Annotated in this window: 20 protein-coding genes and 1 pseudogene; 11 read left to right on the forward strand and 10 right to left on the reverse strand. The window is 61.4% G+C overall.

Annotation, left to right across the window (positions count from 1 at the left end; translation table 11 throughout):
• Both O4G76_RS18775 and O4G76_RS18780 read left to right on the forward strand, forming a co-directional pair.
• The coding region (locus O4G76_RS18775) for a hypothetical protein (protein ID WP_269398738.1) at positions 1-403 on the forward strand (403 nt) is incomplete at its 5' end.
• Positions 400-1,173: a DUF1828 domain-containing protein gene (locus O4G76_RS18780; protein ID WP_099278742.1), complete on the forward strand. Its 774-nt coding sequence runs from the start codon at positions 400-402 to the stop codon at positions 1,171-1,173. The genes O4G76_RS18775 and O4G76_RS18780, both read left to right, overlap by 4 nt.
• Positions 1,174-1,185: 12 nt before the next feature.
• On the opposite strand, the gene O4G76_RS18785 is transcribed toward O4G76_RS18780, so the two are convergent.
• From O4G76_RS18785 to O4G76_RS18795, 3 genes are read right to left on the reverse strand one after another with little or no spacing between them, the layout of a single operon-like run.
• Positions 1,186-1,761, reverse strand: a complete 576-nt coding sequence (locus O4G76_RS18785; RefSeq protein WP_099278741.1) for an SMC-Scp complex subunit ScpB — start codon at positions 1,759-1,761, stop codon at positions 1,186-1,188.
• Positions 1,762-1,763: 2 nt separating this feature from the next.
• Entirely contained in the window at positions 1,764-2,198 is a 435-nt protein-coding gene (locus O4G76_RS18790) for a DUF1403 family protein (protein WP_367869653.1), read from the reverse strand.
• Between the two features lie 4 nt (positions 2,199-2,202).
• Entirely contained in the window at positions 2,203-2,646 is a 444-nt protein-coding gene (locus O4G76_RS18795; protein WP_254050205.1) for a DUF1403 family protein, read from the reverse strand.
• A 310-nt stretch (positions 2,647-2,956) separates the two neighbouring features.
• Here O4G76_RS18795 and O4G76_RS22095 point away from each other — a divergent pair, with 310 nt between their 5' ends.
• From O4G76_RS22095 to O4G76_RS18820, 5 genes are all read left to right on the forward strand, one after another.
• On the forward strand, positions 2,957-3,352 hold the full coding sequence (locus O4G76_RS22095) for a hypothetical protein (protein ID WP_373568051.1): 396 nt from the start codon (positions 2,957-2,959) through the stop codon (positions 3,350-3,352).
• Between the two features lie 786 nt (positions 3,353-4,138).
• Positions 4,139-5,119 (forward strand): helix-turn-helix domain-containing protein, encoded by a 981-nt coding sequence (locus O4G76_RS18805; RefSeq protein WP_269398739.1) that lies wholly within the window; start codon positions 4,139-4,141, stop codon positions 5,117-5,119.
• 107 nt (positions 5,120-5,226) lie between these two features.
• Complete coding sequence (locus O4G76_RS18810; RefSeq protein ID WP_099278739.1) at positions 5,227-6,639, forward strand: ParA family protein; 1,413 nt, start codon at positions 5,227-5,229, stop codon at positions 6,637-6,639.
• The gene (locus O4G76_RS18815; protein WP_099278738.1) at positions 6,639-7,631 is read left to right on the forward strand and encodes a ParB N-terminal domain-containing protein; all 993 of its coding nucleotides are present in this window, start codon (positions 6,639-6,641) and stop codon (positions 7,629-7,631) included. Before O4G76_RS18810 ends, O4G76_RS18815 begins: the two co-directional genes overlap by 1 nt.
• Positions 7,632-7,782: 151 nt before the next feature.
• On the forward strand, positions 7,783-8,196 hold the full coding sequence (locus O4G76_RS18820) for a hypothetical protein (protein ID WP_269398740.1): 414 nt from the start codon (positions 7,783-7,785) through the stop codon (positions 8,194-8,196).
• A gap of 570 nt (positions 8,197-8,766) precedes the next feature.
• On the opposite strand, the gene O4G76_RS18830 is transcribed toward O4G76_RS18820, so the two are convergent.
• Both O4G76_RS18830 and O4G76_RS18835 read right to left on the reverse strand, forming a co-directional pair.
• Complete coding sequence (locus O4G76_RS18830) at positions 8,767-8,955, reverse strand: multicopper oxidase domain-containing protein (protein ID WP_035746442.1); 189 nt, start codon at positions 8,953-8,955, stop codon at positions 8,767-8,769.
• A complete protein-coding gene (locus tag O4G76_RS18835; protein WP_035714448.1) occupies positions 8,952-9,296 on the reverse strand; it encodes a helix-turn-helix transcriptional regulator in 345 nt (114 codons plus the stop codon). Before O4G76_RS18835 ends, O4G76_RS18830 begins: the two co-directional genes overlap by 4 nt.
• A 56-nt stretch (positions 9,297-9,352) precedes the next feature.
• Between O4G76_RS18835 and O4G76_RS18840 the strand changes: the two genes are divergently transcribed.
• Genes O4G76_RS18840 through O4G76_RS18850 form a run of 3 tightly spaced genes read left to right on the forward strand, consistent with a single transcriptional unit; the run spans position 9,353 to position 11,961 of the window.
• Positions 9,353-10,207, forward strand: coding sequence for a cation transporter (locus tag O4G76_RS18840; RefSeq protein ID WP_035714447.1), 855 nt, complete (start codon positions 9,353-9,355; stop codon positions 10,205-10,207).
• Positions 10,204-10,704 (forward strand): signal peptidase II, encoded by a 501-nt coding sequence (gene lspA / locus O4G76_RS18845; RefSeq protein WP_035714444.1) that lies wholly within the window; start codon positions 10,204-10,206, stop codon positions 10,702-10,704. The genes O4G76_RS18840 and lspA overlap by 4 nt, the downstream gene beginning before the upstream one ends.
• A gap of 3 nt (positions 10,705-10,707) precedes the next feature.
• Positions 10,708-11,961 carry a cytochrome P450 gene (locus tag O4G76_RS18850; RefSeq protein ID WP_035714442.1) on the forward strand — a complete coding sequence of 418 codons (1,254 nt, stop codon included), beginning with the start codon at positions 10,708-10,710 and terminating at the stop codon, positions 11,959-11,961.
• Here O4G76_RS18850 and O4G76_RS18855 read toward each other — a convergent pair.
• The 5 genes from O4G76_RS18855 to O4G76_RS18875 all read right to left on the reverse strand — a co-directional run bounded on the left by O4G76_RS18855 (position 11,945) and on the right by O4G76_RS18875 (position 15,248).
• Positions 11,945-12,604: a cation diffusion facilitator family transporter gene (locus O4G76_RS18855; RefSeq protein ID WP_082849320.1), complete on the reverse strand. Its 660-nt coding sequence runs from the start codon at positions 12,602-12,604 to the stop codon at positions 11,945-11,947. The two genes, O4G76_RS18850 and O4G76_RS18855, sit on opposite strands and share 17 nt — an antisense overlap.
• A gap of 111 nt (positions 12,605-12,715) precedes the next feature.
• Entirely contained in the window at positions 12,716-13,330 is a 615-nt protein-coding gene (locus tag O4G76_RS18860; RefSeq protein ID WP_067631010.1) for a class I SAM-dependent methyltransferase, read from the reverse strand.
• A 4-nt stretch (positions 13,331-13,334) separates the two neighbouring features.
• Positions 13,335-14,036: a cytochrome c biogenesis CcdA family protein gene (locus O4G76_RS18865; protein ID WP_348348220.1), complete on the reverse strand. Its 702-nt coding sequence runs from the start codon at positions 14,034-14,036 to the stop codon at positions 13,335-13,337.
• Positions 14,037-14,151: 115 nt separating this feature from the next.
• Positions 14,152-14,673 carry a TlpA disulfide reductase family protein gene (locus O4G76_RS18870; RefSeq protein WP_067631003.1) on the reverse strand — a complete coding sequence of 174 codons (522 nt, stop codon included), beginning with the start codon at positions 14,671-14,673 and terminating at the stop codon, positions 14,152-14,154.
• On the reverse strand, positions 14,670-15,248 hold the full coding sequence (locus O4G76_RS18875; RefSeq protein ID WP_236737094.1) for a DsbE family thiol:disulfide interchange protein: 579 nt from the start codon (positions 15,246-15,248) through the stop codon (positions 14,670-14,672). Before O4G76_RS18875 ends, O4G76_RS18870 begins: the two co-directional genes overlap by 4 nt.
• A gap of 441 nt (positions 15,249-15,689) precedes the next feature.
• On the opposite strand from O4G76_RS18875, the pseudogene O4G76_RS18880 reads away from it, so the two are divergent.
• Positions 15,690-16,093, forward strand: a pseudogene (locus O4G76_RS18880) (IS21 family transposase); the annotation flags it as partial.

The raw sequence follows: 16,093 nt of genomic DNA on the forward strand, positions 1-16,093 counted from the left end.
AAACCACAACCGTATCGATATGAGGGTGGGCCAGTTCTTCGTGTCGCCCCCGGGCCAGTTCCGAATGTCGCTGGACAAGCGTGAGTTCCGTGTTCTGTTGCAGTTGAATCCGCTGCTTGAAAGCTTCTACGCGATGCTTGGGGAGGTCCGCGGCGATCAGTTGGCAGTGTTGTGTAGTCATGATCTTCACACATCGCACTCAAACTGGCACTGCCACGTTGCGACGGGAGACATCGATAGAGTGCTTCCAGGGGTGACCCGAGATCGGGATACGTTTCGCTTCTGGCCGAGCTATACTGGAGAGTGCACAGAGAAGTTTGACGTTACGCTCCATAGTGCCGTGACGATTGCTTCGGAACTATACCGCTTTGCTGCTCCGGCTCAGGGAGAGATGATTGTATGAACGCGCAGAAGAAGATCTGTGCTGCCTTTTGTGAGGGTCTCTCCGTCCGAGAGATCCCCCTGGGCTATGCGATCAAGACTCCCTTCAGCTGGCTTCATGGTGAGCCGTTGGTCGTGTTCGGCGAGAGATCAGATGGCCTTGTTCGCATGCGTGATGGGGGTGATACGCTGGCCCTTCTTGAAGACGTTGCCGGTGACCTAACAACCGATACGAAAATGGATGCGATGAGGCAGCTCGCAACCGAGCACGGTATCGCATTCGATGAAGAGAATTCCCTCTTTCTAAGCGATTGGACTGATGAAGCAGACTTGGGTAGTGCAGCCGTCAGGTTCATGTCGTTCTTGAATCGCATTCAGGACCTTGCATTTCTGTCACGTGATAGGATCAGCAACGCTTTCCGCGAAGAGCTTACTGAGGCGATCAAGGAACGCTTTGGTTCACAGTTCCATGTTGGCGAGCGAGAAGCTTTGTCCAAGGATCACAAGGAATATACCGCTGATATCATTATCCGCGACGCCAAGATTCAAGCGGCTGTTTACGCTGCGACAAGTGAGGTGAACGTTCTTGAAGCACTGCTGACAGAGCAAGTGTTCAGAGACGACTACGAGGTGAAGACAGTACCAGTGGTGGTCTTCGAAGACTTTATGCAAAGCAAGGTAAAGCCTAAGACGCGTCGTCGAGCCATGAACAGCTCTGGCATCGAGATCGCAGACTGGGCCGGCGGGGCGGATGAAGTTCTTGCAAAGATCAGTCAGATTTTGAAGACGTGACGTTGTAGCTGTCTACGATCCCGTCAGCCCCGCATCGTGCAGCGCTTCGGCATCGGGCAGGTCGCGCAGATCCTGGAGCCCGAAGGCGGCGAGGAAGCCCGGCGTGGTGACGTAGGTGTAGGGGGCGCCCCGCCGCGGCGCGCGTGGCCCCGGTGCGATCAGATCCCGCGCCGCCAGCCGGCCGATCAGCTCGCGGGAGATCTCGGACCCGAAGATGTCCCTGAGCCCGTTGCGGGTGACCGGTTGATGGTAGGCGATGGCAGCAAGCACCGCGAGGTCACGCTCGGACAGGCTGATCTCCCGATCGCCGACATTGGCGGCGACACGGATCACCGCGCCGTAGGCGGCCCGGGTCCGCAGCATCCAGACGTCGCCGACCCGCACAATCTCGTAGGGTCGGTCGGCCAGCTCCGCGGCGAGATCATCGATCAGCAGATCCAGCGCCACCCCCTGCCCCACGACCCGTGCCAGATCGGCGCGCGGCACCGGCCGGGCGCTGGCGAACAGCACCGCCTCGATCCGCCGCATCCATTCGCGCCAGCGCAGCTCGCGCGGCAGCTCGGTGAGCTCGCGGTCGATCATCTCCATGCTCAAAGCCCGTAGAGCCGGAAGCTGTCGCGGCCGGTCAGCTCGCGCAGCGCGCCCAGCAAAACCAGCCGGTCGCAGAGCCGCCGCGCGGCGCGGTCCGACATCAGATGGGTCAAAGCTGTAGGCGTCAGTGCGTCCTGCGCGAGAAACAGCTCGATCGCCGCATCGGCGCCCTTGGCCCGCAGCTTCGGTGCCACGGCGTACAGCCGCGCGGCGCGGCGGGTCAGGTCGTGCGCCAGACCGGCGGCCCGGGCCGCAGCGCGGGCCACGGCCTGGTGGCAGGCCAGCCGCAGCTGATCCCCATCGCGCCGCAGATCGCGCGGTGCCAGGCCAAGCACCAGCAGCGGCACGATCCGATCCCAGCCAAGTACCTTGGCCAGTGCGGCATCGGCGAGGATCAGCGCCGCCGTCTCGGCCCGGGGGGCCTCCCTGAGCACCGTCTCAAGCGTGGCCGCGGCCCCGCGCGATGGGGGCCCCGCTCCGCGCCAGCTCGCGCCTGACCGGCTCCGGTGCGACGCCGGGGAGAGGCGCCAGGCCGCGCGCGGTCAGCGGCCGCGTCACCGCGCGACGCCAGGCCTGGCCGATCTCGCCCGCCGGCCCGAGCGGATCGCCGGGGCGCGCCAGATGAAGCGCGTCGCGCAGCTCTGCCAGACCCTCCGGGCGCCCCGAACACCTCACAGTTGCCGCCGCGGCCTCAAGCGCCAGCCGGTCGCGCCACAGCGTCAGAGGCAAGCCCGGCTGGGCCATCGCGCCTTGCAGATGCGCCAGCGCGGCGCCGGCGCGGAACGCGGCCTCCTCGGGATCGGCGGCACGGCCCGTGACGGCCCAGCCCGGAGCAGCAGGCCAGGAGGGTACGGGAAGATGAGGATGCGGATGAACGGACATGCCTCTCGCGCTACCGGGTCGCGGCGCTTTTGTCCATTCCATGGCATTTTAACCGCCGCGCTGTACGGTTGTCTCGCATGTCCGGTAATCTTGGTTTATCGGACATGAAGATGATCGGTCGCTTGGCATATCGAATTCGTCTGAAAACCCCGAACATCCCGCGCCGCTCGTCCTGCCCGATTACGTCGCGGGCTCCGGCAGCCTCGACCGTTTGGTCGACACCGCCCGCCAATACCTCGACCACGCCATTGCCGAGAACACCCGAACCGCCTACACGCGCAACTTGGAGGCCTTCGCGCGTTGGTGTCGAATGAAGGGCGCCAACCCCCTGCCCCCGTCGCCCGAACTGGTCGGGCTCTACATCACCGATCTCGCCGCGCCTTCGGGTAAGGCACGCCCGCTGTCGGTAGCCTGGATCGATCGCCGTCTTGCCGGACTGTCTGGGGGCTACGCGCAGCGCGACTTTCGGCTCGACCGGCGCGATCAGCACATCTCGAGCGTTCTCGTCGGCATCTGCTGCCGCCATGCCCGACCGTTGGAACAGATGGAGGCGATCAGGCCGGACGAGCTTCTGGCCATGCTCGCGACGCTCAGCCACGACCTGCGCGGGCTGCGCGACCGGGCCATGCTGCTGGTGAGCTTTGCCGGGGTGCTGCGACGCTCCGAAATCGTCGGACTGGATCACGGCCAGGACGACACCATCTAGGGCAGCGGCTGGATCAAGGTTCTCGAGGCCGGCGTTCTTGTCACGCTGCGCGGCAAGACCGGCTGGCACGAGATCGAGATCGCCCGCCGCTCCAGCGATCAGACCTGCCCGGTCCAAGCCCTGAAGAGATGGCTGGAGTTTGCAAAGATCGAGTTCGGCGCCCAAGCTTGGTAAAACCAGCCGGCCTGACGTGTCCAAGCCAAAGGGCGCACTTCATCCTCGTGCAGATCTTCGTGTCGATTGATCGGCTGCTCTGAGCCTCGGTAGGCTGCCCTGATCAAGTCGGAGGCCGCCTGATTCTCGTGGAACGCGAACCAAAAATGGCTACCAGAGGGTGAGGCCCTTGAAAGTACTTCTATAAATCCACTCAGTTTCACGCAATGCGTGTATATTAGTGCTGCCTACTGCCCGTTCAGCGTGGGCTCTCAGAAGGCTCTCGAAAAAAGTTCAGGGCCGAAATCACGCCGAAACCCTTGAAAAATAGCTCCTTTGCAAAGTGCAATTTACACCTTGATCGGGAGTTCTCTCGATTAGTTGTTGCGTCTCGGTAGGTGCTTGTGCATTGATGGCCCAAAATGCACACACGAAGAGGCCGCAGATGAGTAGCTAACCCCCAGACAAGACGAGAGCCCAGAAAGGTTGCCGCCTCTCTGAGCCCTTTAGTCGCCCGGTCTGCTAGGAAAACAGACCCTATATTCACCCTCTTCCTAGCAGGCATTTCCCACCTCCCGCAAGCCCCTTCGGCGTGCGGGATCATGAAAAGTGTGCCTGAGAATGACTTTCCCAATGAATCCGGGGAGAGGCTTCGTTGCCCTGCCCAACGAGATCATGGATCTCAAGATGAGCAGTGGTGCGTTCCGCCTACTCACCCTCCTATGCTCGTATGCGAACCACAAGACCGGTGACTGCCACACTCCCCACGAGGAGCTGGCCTCCCGTATGGGGAGATCGAAGCCGAGCATCACTGCCTACCTCAAGGAGCTTCGCGCCCTGGGGCTGGTTGCCTCGTTCTCGAAGAGAGGCTTGTTCGGTGGCAATGGATACCAGCGTCACAACGTGACCTTCTGGAAAGAATGGCGCACTGCTCTGCGTAAGGCAGGAACCGATCGGCGCCAGAAGAAGGTCGATGAACAGGTTGCGGACGTTCAGGAAGCTGAATGCGGCGTTCAGTCCTCCGAACGCGAATATAATAACCATATCCATTCTAACCACACTACTGCACCGCAGCCTCTGCCACAGCTGGTCGAGATGAACGAGGCCCCTGCCCTGCAACCGGATCCTTGCGTCAGTGCAGTGGTGGAAGAATTGCGGGAGAGATGGGTCGAGCTGACCCGTGGTGCGTCATGGAGCACGCACTTCAACTCCATGCCCTCGCGGGATCTGGTTGCTAAGACCGAGAAGCTCCTCGCCGACTACGCGCTGGTTCAGGCAGACACAGCAATCAGCGATGTGGACATAGAACGAAGGCTCCGGGGCATCTGGCGGTCGTTGGGTGTGAGGGAGAACCGAGAGGCTCTGCACGAGCAGGTCGAGTTAGTGTCCCAGAACCCGGCGCCAGCAGCGGTTCTCCCTGCCCTATCGGCGGCCATCAAGAGGAAATGGCGGGTCGGCTTCTGGAGGAAGATGCCAGAGCCACACTTCTTCCGAAACTACCTTGCTGAAGCGTGTGCGGCAGCTCCTGCGACTATGGCGTCGACGCTCAAGGTGCTAAGACACCACCTGAGGAAATACACCGAACTGACCGCGATGAAGACTGCCACACGGTGACCGTCAGCCTACCGAATAAAACAAACCAAGACGGCCAGGGAGCCGATTATACCGATCGGTATAATCCCGCTTAGGAGCCGGAGAGCAGAGAACGAGGAGACTGCAAAGTGCAGGCAGACAAGCAAACGACCGATTATACCGACCGGTATAATGACGCATCGAAGCCGCAGATGATCGACTTTATCAAGCGCCTCGCCCACGGCATGAGGGATATCGCCGGGCAGGTTCGTCAGGACGACACGATGAAGAAGCGTGTTGAGAAGACATTCAGCACACGCGAAGTCGGAGAGCTTCTCGGGCTGGGGAATGCCTACACCATCCGTGTGCTCAACCAAGCTACAAGCGACGATGACAGCTTCCCTGTGGGGCGGAAGACCGTCGGGCAAAGTGGACATACAGCCCACTACTCGATCTCCGAGATCATGATGATGCGGGCCTACCTTCAATCTCGCACGCACCGGAAGCACGAGTACTTGCACTGGCGCAAGCCGGGTGATCCGCTCCCCGTTGTGAGTTTCTCCGCCCAGAAAGGCGGCACCGGGAAGAGCCTGTCTGCTGCTCATTTCGCGCAGTATGTGGCCATGAACTACGGTCTGCGCGTAGGCATTCTCGACTGCGATCCGCAGGCTACTGTGTCGCTCTATTTCGCTGACAAGCAGACCAAGCTCTTCGAGCGAAACCGCAATACCGTGGCATCGTTCATGGGGCTCGACCTCGACCAGTTCAATGCACACCAGATCGTGGAGAAGTCGGCCGAGGATCTGAATGGGATGTGGCAGACCACCCAGTGGCCGGGCACCCGGCTCATTCCTGGCGGCGCAAACATTCAGGACGCTGATCTCGCGCTCCTCATGCTGTCGCAGAAGTCCGGCGGCACCGCTCCCGTGCATGCGGCCCTCAAGGATGCCATTGCTCGCTGGGACGCCGCGTATGGCCCGAATACCCTGGGGTCCGAGCTTCGCAAGTCCGATGGAAGCTTCGATGTCGAGAAGTATCAGGAAGCCCTTCACGAGACGGTCGACGTGATCGTAATCGACCAGCAGCCATCCTTCACGCTTGTGCAGCTCAACGGCTTGGTTGCCGCGACCAACCTGATCGTGCCGCAGACCATGAAAGGTTTCGACCTCAAAACGCTCAGCACCTACGCCGACAACGTGCAGGTCTACCTCTCCGAGATGGCGATCGAGGATCGAGTGATCGGTGGCGGAAACCACATCGTGCTCCCGACCATCATCCAAGAGGCCAACGAGAAGGACGTCGATCAGATCGTCGACATTCATAGACGCCACCCGGGCCTCGTGTCTCAGGTCTGGTATTCGAGATCAGATGCCGTCGCCAACGCGGCTGAGGAATACAAGTCCATCTACGAGTACGATCCTCCGCGAAGCAGACGACCTTCTGCGAAGGCATTTATTCAGAATGCGAATGCCGTGAACGATGCACTGGCCAAACTGGTGTGGGGTGGGGCGCTTCCATCGCGCGGCCACGCCGAGAAATTCATCGCTGAGAGGTGGGTGTGATGGCGAAGAGGAAGCTGAACTCGGCACCGATGACGGACGAGGAGAGGGGAGTGCCGCAAGCGACGGCGCAAACCTTCGAGAGCTACGAGGAGCCGCGCGGCGGGCTGGTTGGCCACCAAATGGGCCATGCCACCAACGACATCCTCAAGAAGGTGATGGACGGAAGGGTCTCGGTGGTCATGAAGACCTCGCAGATCGAGGACGCCCTCGGCAGCGACCGCAAAGGCAACTGGGTAGAGGACTCGGAGTTCAGGCTGCTAAAGGAGAACATCGCTGCGCGCGGGCAGACCCAGCCGATCCGTGTTCGCCCAATGAATCCGGACTGGCGCCCTAACCACAAGAACCCGACCGTCATCAATGGAGCTGCGCAGTTCCTTCTTCTGTCCGGTCGGCGTCGCCTCCGGGCGCTGCAGGAATTGGGTGTGGATGAGGTGCAAGCCATCATCGCGCCTGACATGAAAAGCGCACTGGACGGGCACGAAGACCTCACCATCTCGGACCTCGAGGAGCGCTACTCCGAGAATGCCATTAGGCAAGACCTGACGCCGTTTGAACGCATCCTGTCGATCGGGCAGATCGCGATCAGGCTGAAGCACGAAGAGGATGCGACCCAGGCGCACATCGCAGAGCGCTTGGGTGTTGCGCAGCCGCTCGTATCTGTCGGTGTGAAGTGTGCCCAGAACGCCGATAAGGCGCTCGACTGGTTCGGCCCGAAGGCGAGCATGGACATGATCCGGGATCTCGCGCCATTCCTCGACAAGAGGGAAACGCTTGCTGAGGCGAAAATGGCGCTGGCCGAGAAGAGAGAGAAGGGTAGGGGGACCGCCGCGAAACGCGCCCAGAAGACGATCCCAGGTGGGGGGACATATAAGCTGGAGCGGAACGGTAAAAAGGTCAGCCTCACCGCTAAGGGCATCTCCATCCCACCCGTGAAGCAAGAGGACTTCGAACGAGAGCTGTTGGATCTCATTCAGCGATACCGAGATGGCTAACCGATTATACCGATCGGTATAATCCGATATCCCCAGCGCAAGGTTGGCTGGCACCGCTATCCTTTAATTGTATTTCTTATAAATATCAGGGGGTTGATTGTAGATTTATTGTGGCGGCGCGCTTTAACCTTGCGACTCCGAGGGCGCTATAGTGTCACCGCTGTGGGAGGACCCTGTCCGGACCTATGTCGAGGAATGCCTCGCCGGCGTCGATGGGATGCGCCAGCGCAGCTTCAACATGCGGTGGCTTGCCTCGATGGTGGCCGAGGTACATCGCATCCTGCTTCTAGGCGGTGTGTTCCTCTATCCCATCGACCGAACGCTTCGGGAGAGTGGGGGCAAGTTGCGCCTGCTTTACGAGGCCAATCCGATGAGTTTACTGATCGAACAGGCAAGGGGCATGGCCAGCACTGGGCGGGCGCGACTTCTCGAGATTGCGCCCGAAGGACCACATCAGTGGGTTCCGGTTATCTTGGGATCGGCGTGCGAGGTGGATAGGATTATCGAACTGCACCGCATTTTCGATGGAGCATCACAGTCACGTAGTGCGCGGGCCCCTGCCTAAGGACAACCTTAGTCACGCCGGTTCGGGCAAGGGGAGGGACCTTAAACAATACGAGAGGGCGAAGACCCTACGCGTGTTCTCGGAGACCGCGTGGTCGGCGTAGCCGCGGGCGGTGCCGACGAGGCGGTCAAGCCGGCCGGAGCCCGCGACGTGGGTAGGCAGCGAGATCGGGGCAGGGATTTCAGGCGTGTCTGGAATGCCGAAGAGCCTATCACGCTCATGTTCGATAAGGGGGCTTATCGGACACTAAAACGAACTGGGGCCGGGCTGTGTGTCGTTTTTCACAAATAAGTTCAGCAGCCTGTCACAGACGGTTCAGTGAACGGCCGCAGCGTCGAAGCAGCCGTTCGCGCAGATCGCAGCGAACGGCTTGAGGGAGCCCTTTTTGACGAATGCTGCCGAGCGACTGGACGGCCGCTTCGGCGGACCCGCAGCTTAGCGAGGTGTTCTCCGTTCGGGTCTAGACATACTCCGTAATGCGTTTCAACAAGGCGACACCGGCACCTGATAGAACGCCGCAAGAAGACGTAAGCTCTTGACGACGCCCGGTGTCGAGCGGGTGGGGTCCTGTTATGTGACCGTAAACTGCCCCATCATGCCCGCATCCTCGTGTTCGAGGATGTGGCAGTGATACATGAATGGTGTCTCTTCCGAAGCCAGCTTGTCGAACCTCAGCAGGATTCCGGTCGGACCCTGCACACGGACAACATCTTTCCAACCGATCTGCGCCGAGTCGACCGGCCGTCCGTTCTGACTCACGCCTCACGATAATTGTCACACGCCTCAACGCCCTCTGCGACCACGTCGAGAAGTGCGTCCACATCGCTCAGAAGAACCGTGATGCGCGGGCTGCTGATACGGTAGCGGATGAAACGCCCATCGCGATCGCTGGCGACAAGCCCGCACTCCAGCAGGCACCTCAGATGGTTGGAGACGTTGGGTTGCGATAGTTCCGTCCGCTCGACGAGCTCGTGAACGGCCAATGGCTCGTTGCAAAGTGCACCGAGGATGGCCAGGCGGCTCGGGTCCGCGAAGCCGCGGAACAGCTTCGCCCGTCGCTCGATGGTTGCGCTCTTGCGGTCATCGACCAATTGCGCCATATCACTCCTCGCTGATATGTTGTTCTTCGATTCATCCTAGCAGGAATAGCGCGACCATGGCCAACACCGAAAATGCCGGATCGACGGCAGATGTCCCGCCCGTCCGTTACCGGGTTTCCGGTATGGATTGCGCCAAGGATGCCGCGCAGATCGAGCGGGCGGCACAGGCAGCCGGGGTCGCGCCCGGCGATGTGAAAGTGTCGGCCGCGACGCACATCATGACACTGACTGCACCCGAAGTGCGCCTGCCGGACATCGAAAAGGCAGTCGCGGTGACAGGCTATGGCTTCGACCGGATCGAGGGCGATGAAGACATTCCGCCGAATCCTGCCCATCAGGACCCGGCCTACCGCCGTGCCCTCTGGATCGTCGTGATCCTGAACGTGGGATACGGGGTCCTCGAAATGATCGGCGGTTTCATTTCCGGATCGCAGGCCGTGAAGGCCGATGCGCTCGATTTCATCGGCGATGGCGCGATCACCTTCCTCGGCCTGCTGGCCATCGGCTGGAGCCTCGCTTGGCGGGCACGGTCGGCTCTGATCCAGGGCATCTTCCTCGGGCTCCTCGGTCTTGGCGTCCTCGGCACGACCATCGTCCGGGTCTTCGAACAGACGACGCCGGATGCAGGTCTCATGGGCCTGCTCGGTATGATCGCCCTTGTCGTGAACGTCGTCTCCGTTCTGCCGCTGCTGCGATTCCGCAAGGGCGACGCGAACATGCGGGCTGTCTGGCTGTTCTCGCGCAACGACGCTATCGGCAATGCGGCGGTCGTCATCGCCGCCGGTCTCGTGGCGTGGCTGGGCAGCGCGTGGCCCGACCTTATCGTCGCCTTCGGTATCGCCGGACTGTTCCTGCACTCCGCTTGGGCCATCATCCGCGACGCGCGGGGCGATCTGAAGGCGACGGCATGAACGGTCGCGTTCTCGGTGGGCTCTGCGCAATCGCAGCGCTCGGTCTCGATCAGGGCACCAAGGCGCTCGCCCTGACCACACCGGCGCTCGAGAGCGGGGTCGAGGTTTTACCCTTTCTTAACCTCGTGCGGGTTCTGAACGATGGGGTCAGCTTCGGTATGCTCGGCGGGTTCGTACCGTGGTGGGGTCTCATCGCGCTTGCTGGCGTGATCGTGGCATGGCTATTGATCTGGTTATGGCGCGCGCCGGACAGGCTGACAGCTGCCGCTCTCGGTCTGATCATCGGCGGCGCACTCGGCAATATTCTTGACCGCGTACGCTATCAGGCCGTTCCTGACTTTCTCGACTTCCATTACGGATCATACCACTGGCCGTCCTTCAATCTCGCGGACGTAACGATTTTCTGCGGCGCAGCCCTGCTGTTCTGGGACAGCTTCCGCTCTGCGAAGGACAAGCCTGGTCAGAGTGAACGCAAGGAAAACACAACGGGGGTGTAACCCATGTTCGGCATACCATCTGCGAAAGGCTTTGACAGCACACTCGCCCTGCTGCGCAACCCATATGGGTTCATCTCGGAGACCTGCCGCGCACTCGACACAGACCTGTTCGAAACCCGCATCCTCCTTCAAGAGACGATCTGCATGACCGGCGCGGCGGCAGCGGAAGTTTTCTATTCCGAGGATAAACTGATCCGCGCGGGCTCGATGCCGGGCCGCATACAGAAGACCCTGCTGGGCGAAGGCGGCGTTCAGGGATTGGACGGCGCTGCCCACCAGCACCGCAAGAAGATGTTCATGTCACTCATGGGGACCGAGCGGATCGCCGCGCTTCAGGGCACGTCGCTTCACATGTTGGACAAATATGCGCCGGACTGGGAGGCGAGGAACGAGGTCGTCCTCTATGACGAAGTGCGCGAAATGCTCACAAGAGCTGTCTGCGCCTGGGCCAGGGTGCCGCTTGATGAAGCTGAGGTGGCGACCCGAAGGGCGCAGCTTACAGCGCTTTTTCAGGACGCCGGGGCCCTTGGCCCCAAACACTGGCGCGCGCGTCTGGCGCGCCACCGCCTGGAAAAATGGGCAGCACGGCTAATCCAACAGGTCCGCGATGGTGAGCTTCAGCCGACGCAGGAAAGTGCCCTTCATATCATCGCGACATGGCGCGATCTCGATGGGGAGTTGTTGACCCCCAGGGTGGCCGCCGTAGAGCTGTTGAATGTCCTGCGCCCGACCGTCGCGGTATCCGTGTTCATAGTTCAGGCGGCGCATGCTTTACATCGGCATCCCGAGTGGCGGCAAAAGCTGAAGGACGACGAGGGACAGCTCGAACCTTTCGTGCAAGAGGTCCGCCGTCTGTATCCGTTCTTTCCCGCGGTTGCGGCACGGGTGAAGAGCGATTTCGAGTGGCGCGGATATCGCTTTCCCAAAGGGTACAGGGTTCTGCTCGACCTCTACGGCACGAATACCGACGCTCGTTCGTGGGACGCGCCGCAAGAGTTCCGGCCCGAGCGGTTTCACGATCGGGAGGTCACTCCCTACGAGTTCATTCCGCAGGGCGGTGGCGATCACCACAGGAACCACCGTTGTCCGGGCGAGTGGATCGCGATCAGCCAGATGAAGGCGTTTTGCAGTTTCTTCGTGAACGCCATCGACTACGAAGTGCCGGATCAGGATCTGGATCTGGATCTGGAAACCGGAGAACTGCCGCCCATGCCCAAATCTCGGTTCATCATGCGTAACGTCAGGCCTCGGCAGTAGCTTCGCCCTCGTCCGGATCGACCGACCGCGCATCCTTCGTGGCCTCGAACGCCTCCCATGCAACGTAGGGCACGATCAGAAGCGCCGCCACCGGGTCGGCCCACCACCAGCCCATCCATTGCGTCAGACCGATCCCGGCCAACACCACGATCGTCTGATACTGGCAGATCATGGTGTCCTTGGCATCGTACTTCAGGGCGGGCGCATCGAGCCGCTTGCCGTAGCGATACTTGCCCCAGGCGAGGAACGGGTTGGCCACGAGCGAAGCACCCAGAATCGCGATACCCCACCAGTTGAAGCCCGGCGCCTTCTGCGAAATGAAGGCGGAGACCGCCTCGTAGAGGATCGCCGCGACGACGATCCAGAAGGCACAGGCAACCACGTAGAGCGCGACCTTCTTGCGGTGCAGGACCGTGCGCTTGTCGGCACCGTCCACCTCACTCTTCAAGCGCCAGATCAGAGTCGCAGCCGAGGTGGCCTCGACCGTACTGTCGAGGCCCCAACTCACCAGCGCTGCGCTGCCGGTCAGAAGTCCCACGGTGACGGATACGACGACCTCGATGATGTTGTAGACGAGGCTGGCGATCTCGACCCGGATGCCGCGCGTCAGATTGGCCTGCCGGTTATCTTGATGACTGCTCATAACACCTCATCACCGCAAAATTTTCGGCGAAAGTTCGAGGCGAGAATTGGCTACCTTGCCATCAGTTGCGCCACGGATCGAAAGCCGAGATTGTCCTGTTTCCAAGCTTCCTCAGTAGAGGCGAGCTTGTCCCTCATACATGAAAACCAAGGGCTTCGGACCTGTCGCGTAACCGGTGTTGAGCCGCTCCATGCGGAAGCCGCTTGTCTCGATCAAGTCGGCCGTCGGGCGGTCAAGATGGCAGTTCCCGGCGCAGTGTTTCCAGACAGGCGTCAGCCAGCGTTGCCAGCGCCGGATACGGGGTCCGGGCGCCAGGCCATGCTCGACGAAGCGGAAGACGCCATCCGGCTTGAGAACGCGCCGGATCTCGGCGAGAGCCTTCTCCGGTTCCGAAACGCTGCAGAGTGTCCAGGTGGCGACGACGCAATCGACGCTGCGATCTTCGAGCGGCAATGCTTCGGCCACGCCCTCGATCATCTCGGCCGCGGGCATCAGTCCATGGGAGGTTTGCGCGGCCCGAGAGAGGAGTTCGGGCGACGGATCAATACCGATGATCTGGCGCACGGCCTCGGGGTAGAGCGCAATGTTCAGGCCCGAGCCGATTCCGATCTCCAGCACACGCCCATGCAGCCCGGAGATGGCGCGGCGCCGGTAGGGAAGAAGTTGATCCTGGCCCATCGCCAGATGCGTCAGCCGAGGGAGGATATGTTTCTCGTACAGTCGCATCTGTTCACCCGATCCGCGCAAGGACAGGGAAGGTGTCCAGCAGCCAGTAGGCCAGTGCGCTCAACCGCCCGGTCATCATCGCCAGGCCCATCAGGATCATGACGCCGCCCGCAGCCTGATGCAGGCGGCGACCCCAACGACCGATGCCGCGCAGCCTGCCGGCAATACTGTCGGTGAACCCCGCGACGACCAGAAACGGGATCCCAAGGCCGGCCGAGTAGACGGCAAGCAATGCGACGCCCTCGCCAATCGTCGCGCTTGTCGCGCTGGCGGTTAGGATGGCACCGAGGATCGGCCCGATGCACGGTGTCCAGCCGAAACCGAAGGCGAGTCCGAGCACGTAGGAGGCGACCGGTTGCCCGCCCGGCAGGTCGAGATGGAAACGCAGGTCGCGCTCCATGGCCGACAGGCGCGCTGCCCCGATCATGAACAGACCGAACAGGATCACGATCGCGCCGCCGACGAGGTTGAGTTCGTAGCGCCACTGCAGCAGCGTCTGACCGAGCGCGGTGGCAGAGGCCCCAAGCGCGATGAATATCGTGGAGAAGCCAAGGACGAAACAGAAGCTGAGCCAGACGGCCCGCCCCTTCGAAGGCGCTGCACTGCCGGTGACCGTACGTCCGGCAACGTAGGATACGTAGCCGGGCACGAGCGGCAGCACGCAGGGCGACAGAAAGGAAACGGCACCGGCCAGCAATGCCGCCATTAGTCCAAGAACGGAAAGTTCAATCAAATCCACATCTCCAAACTGATCGGTAGACCGCCACCACGTGTGCGCACGGAGCGGAACGGCTGGCGCGGTCGTCGTGCTTTTCCATGTCCTATTGCTTACGTTCGTCAATAAGAGCGCTTATCTGCGCAACGGCTTCGGGGCTGTTCCATTCGGCCGGGCCTGCGAGGCGCCCCCGCTCGCGCCCAATGCGGTCGATCAGAATCGTTGTCGGCAGACCCACCACGGCCAAGGCCAGCATCGCGCGCGTATCCTCCGCGATATAGAGATCGAGGTTGCGAATGCCGGTCTCTCGGTAGAAGCGGCGCACAGGTTCGAGACCGGCCCGATCGATCGACAGCGGCAGAACATGAAAATCCGATCCGCCGAGGCGCGCTTGCAGCGCGTCGAGCGTCGGCATCTCCTCGCGACAAGGCGGGCACCAAGTCGCCCAAATGTTCAGAAGCACGACACGTCCCTCGAAGTCCGCCAGCGTCAGATCCCGTCCATCTCCATCCACGAAAGGCGGCGACAGGAGATCACGCGGAGTCCCGTGATTAGGGATCGGTGGTCGGGCGGAGGCAGGGCTTGCCGCAAGCGCCAAGACTCCGGCAAGGACGTCACGTCGCCTCACGGGTCGCTCTCAGCCTGCAACCGGCGCACGACCGGCAGAATGTCCTCCTCAAGCGAGGCCTGATCAAAGGGGCCGACATGCTTGTATGCAATGCGCCCCTCGGCGTCGATTATGTATGTTTCCGGCACTCCATAGACGCCCCAGTCTATCGCAACGCGGCCTGATCGGTCCGCGCCGATGCGGGTGAAGGGATCGCCGAGCTCTTCGAGGAAACCCAGCGCCTCCTCGGCATTGTCCTTGTAGTTGATACCGTAGATCGGAACGGTGCCCGCTTCGGCAAGATCGACGAGAAGCGGGTTCTCCGTGCGGCAGGGGACGCACCACGACGCCCAGACGTTGACGAGAGAAACCTGGTCTAGCAGGTTCGCCGAGGCTAGGCCGTCCTGCCGCCCTTCGATGGGCGGGAGCGCGAATTCCGGGATTGGTCTTCCGATCAGCGTCGAGGGCAACCGGTCGTCGTTGTTCCAGAGGCCCCAGTAGAAGACTACGCCCAGCAACCCAAACAGAAGAATAGGCAAAATCATGAGCGGCCGTCCGCTCCGGCGCCGCTGTTCTTGGTTATCCTTCGAACTCATAGCCTGCCATCAATGCTTGGAAGGAATAAGGTATCAGCAACCGCTGATATGAAGCAAGCCGTCGCCGATCACAATGCCGAACGATGGGGGAGGCTTGGCCGCGGCTTCGCAGACCCGAGCCATACTTACTGTCTAGATTCTTAAGAAATCAGCGAAAGGTCGGTATCTGAAGAGGCCGTTGAATTCAGACCTCTGAACGGCCCCTTCGTCCCGCATAGCAGCCAGCGGACCTAATCCGGGTCTGCGTCCGCTTTGGCACTTCCTGTATCCAGCGCTCTATATGAGAACGGCGGTGAGAAAGTCGGCCATGGTAGCGGCAGGGTGAGCCTGCTGCGGACGGCGTAAAAGTCGTCCACCTTTACCCTTTCTGAAGGCAGGGAGGGCGGGAGGATTTTCACCGTGGACTTGTATCGCAAGGTGCGACTGGCCTGTGCCGAGGGAATGAGCCAGCGAGAGGCGGCGCGTCATTTCAACATCTCGCGCGACAGCGTAGCCAAGATGATGGCGTTCTCTGTGCCGCCCGGATACCGCCGCACGGCGCCCGTGAAGCGGCCGAAGCTGGATGCCTATACGGGGATCATCGATGGCTGGCTGGAGGGGGATCGCGCGGTTCACCGCAAGCAGCGGCACACGGCCAAGCGGGTGTTCGAGCGGCTTCGCGACGAGCATGGGTTCACCGGCGGCTACACGATCGTGAAGGATTACATGCGGGAGCGCGAACGGCGCGGCCGCGAGATGTTCGTGCCGCTGGCGCATCCGCCCGGTCATGCCCAGGCCGACTTCGGCGAGGCGGTGGTCGTCATCGGCGGGATCGAACAGAAGGCGCATTTCTTCGTCATGGACTT

The organism is Limimaricola sp. G21655-S1 (genome assembly GCF_027213785.1).
In the GTDB taxonomy this organism is placed as follows: domain Bacteria; phylum Pseudomonadota; class Alphaproteobacteria; order Rhodobacterales; family Rhodobacteraceae; genus Limimaricola.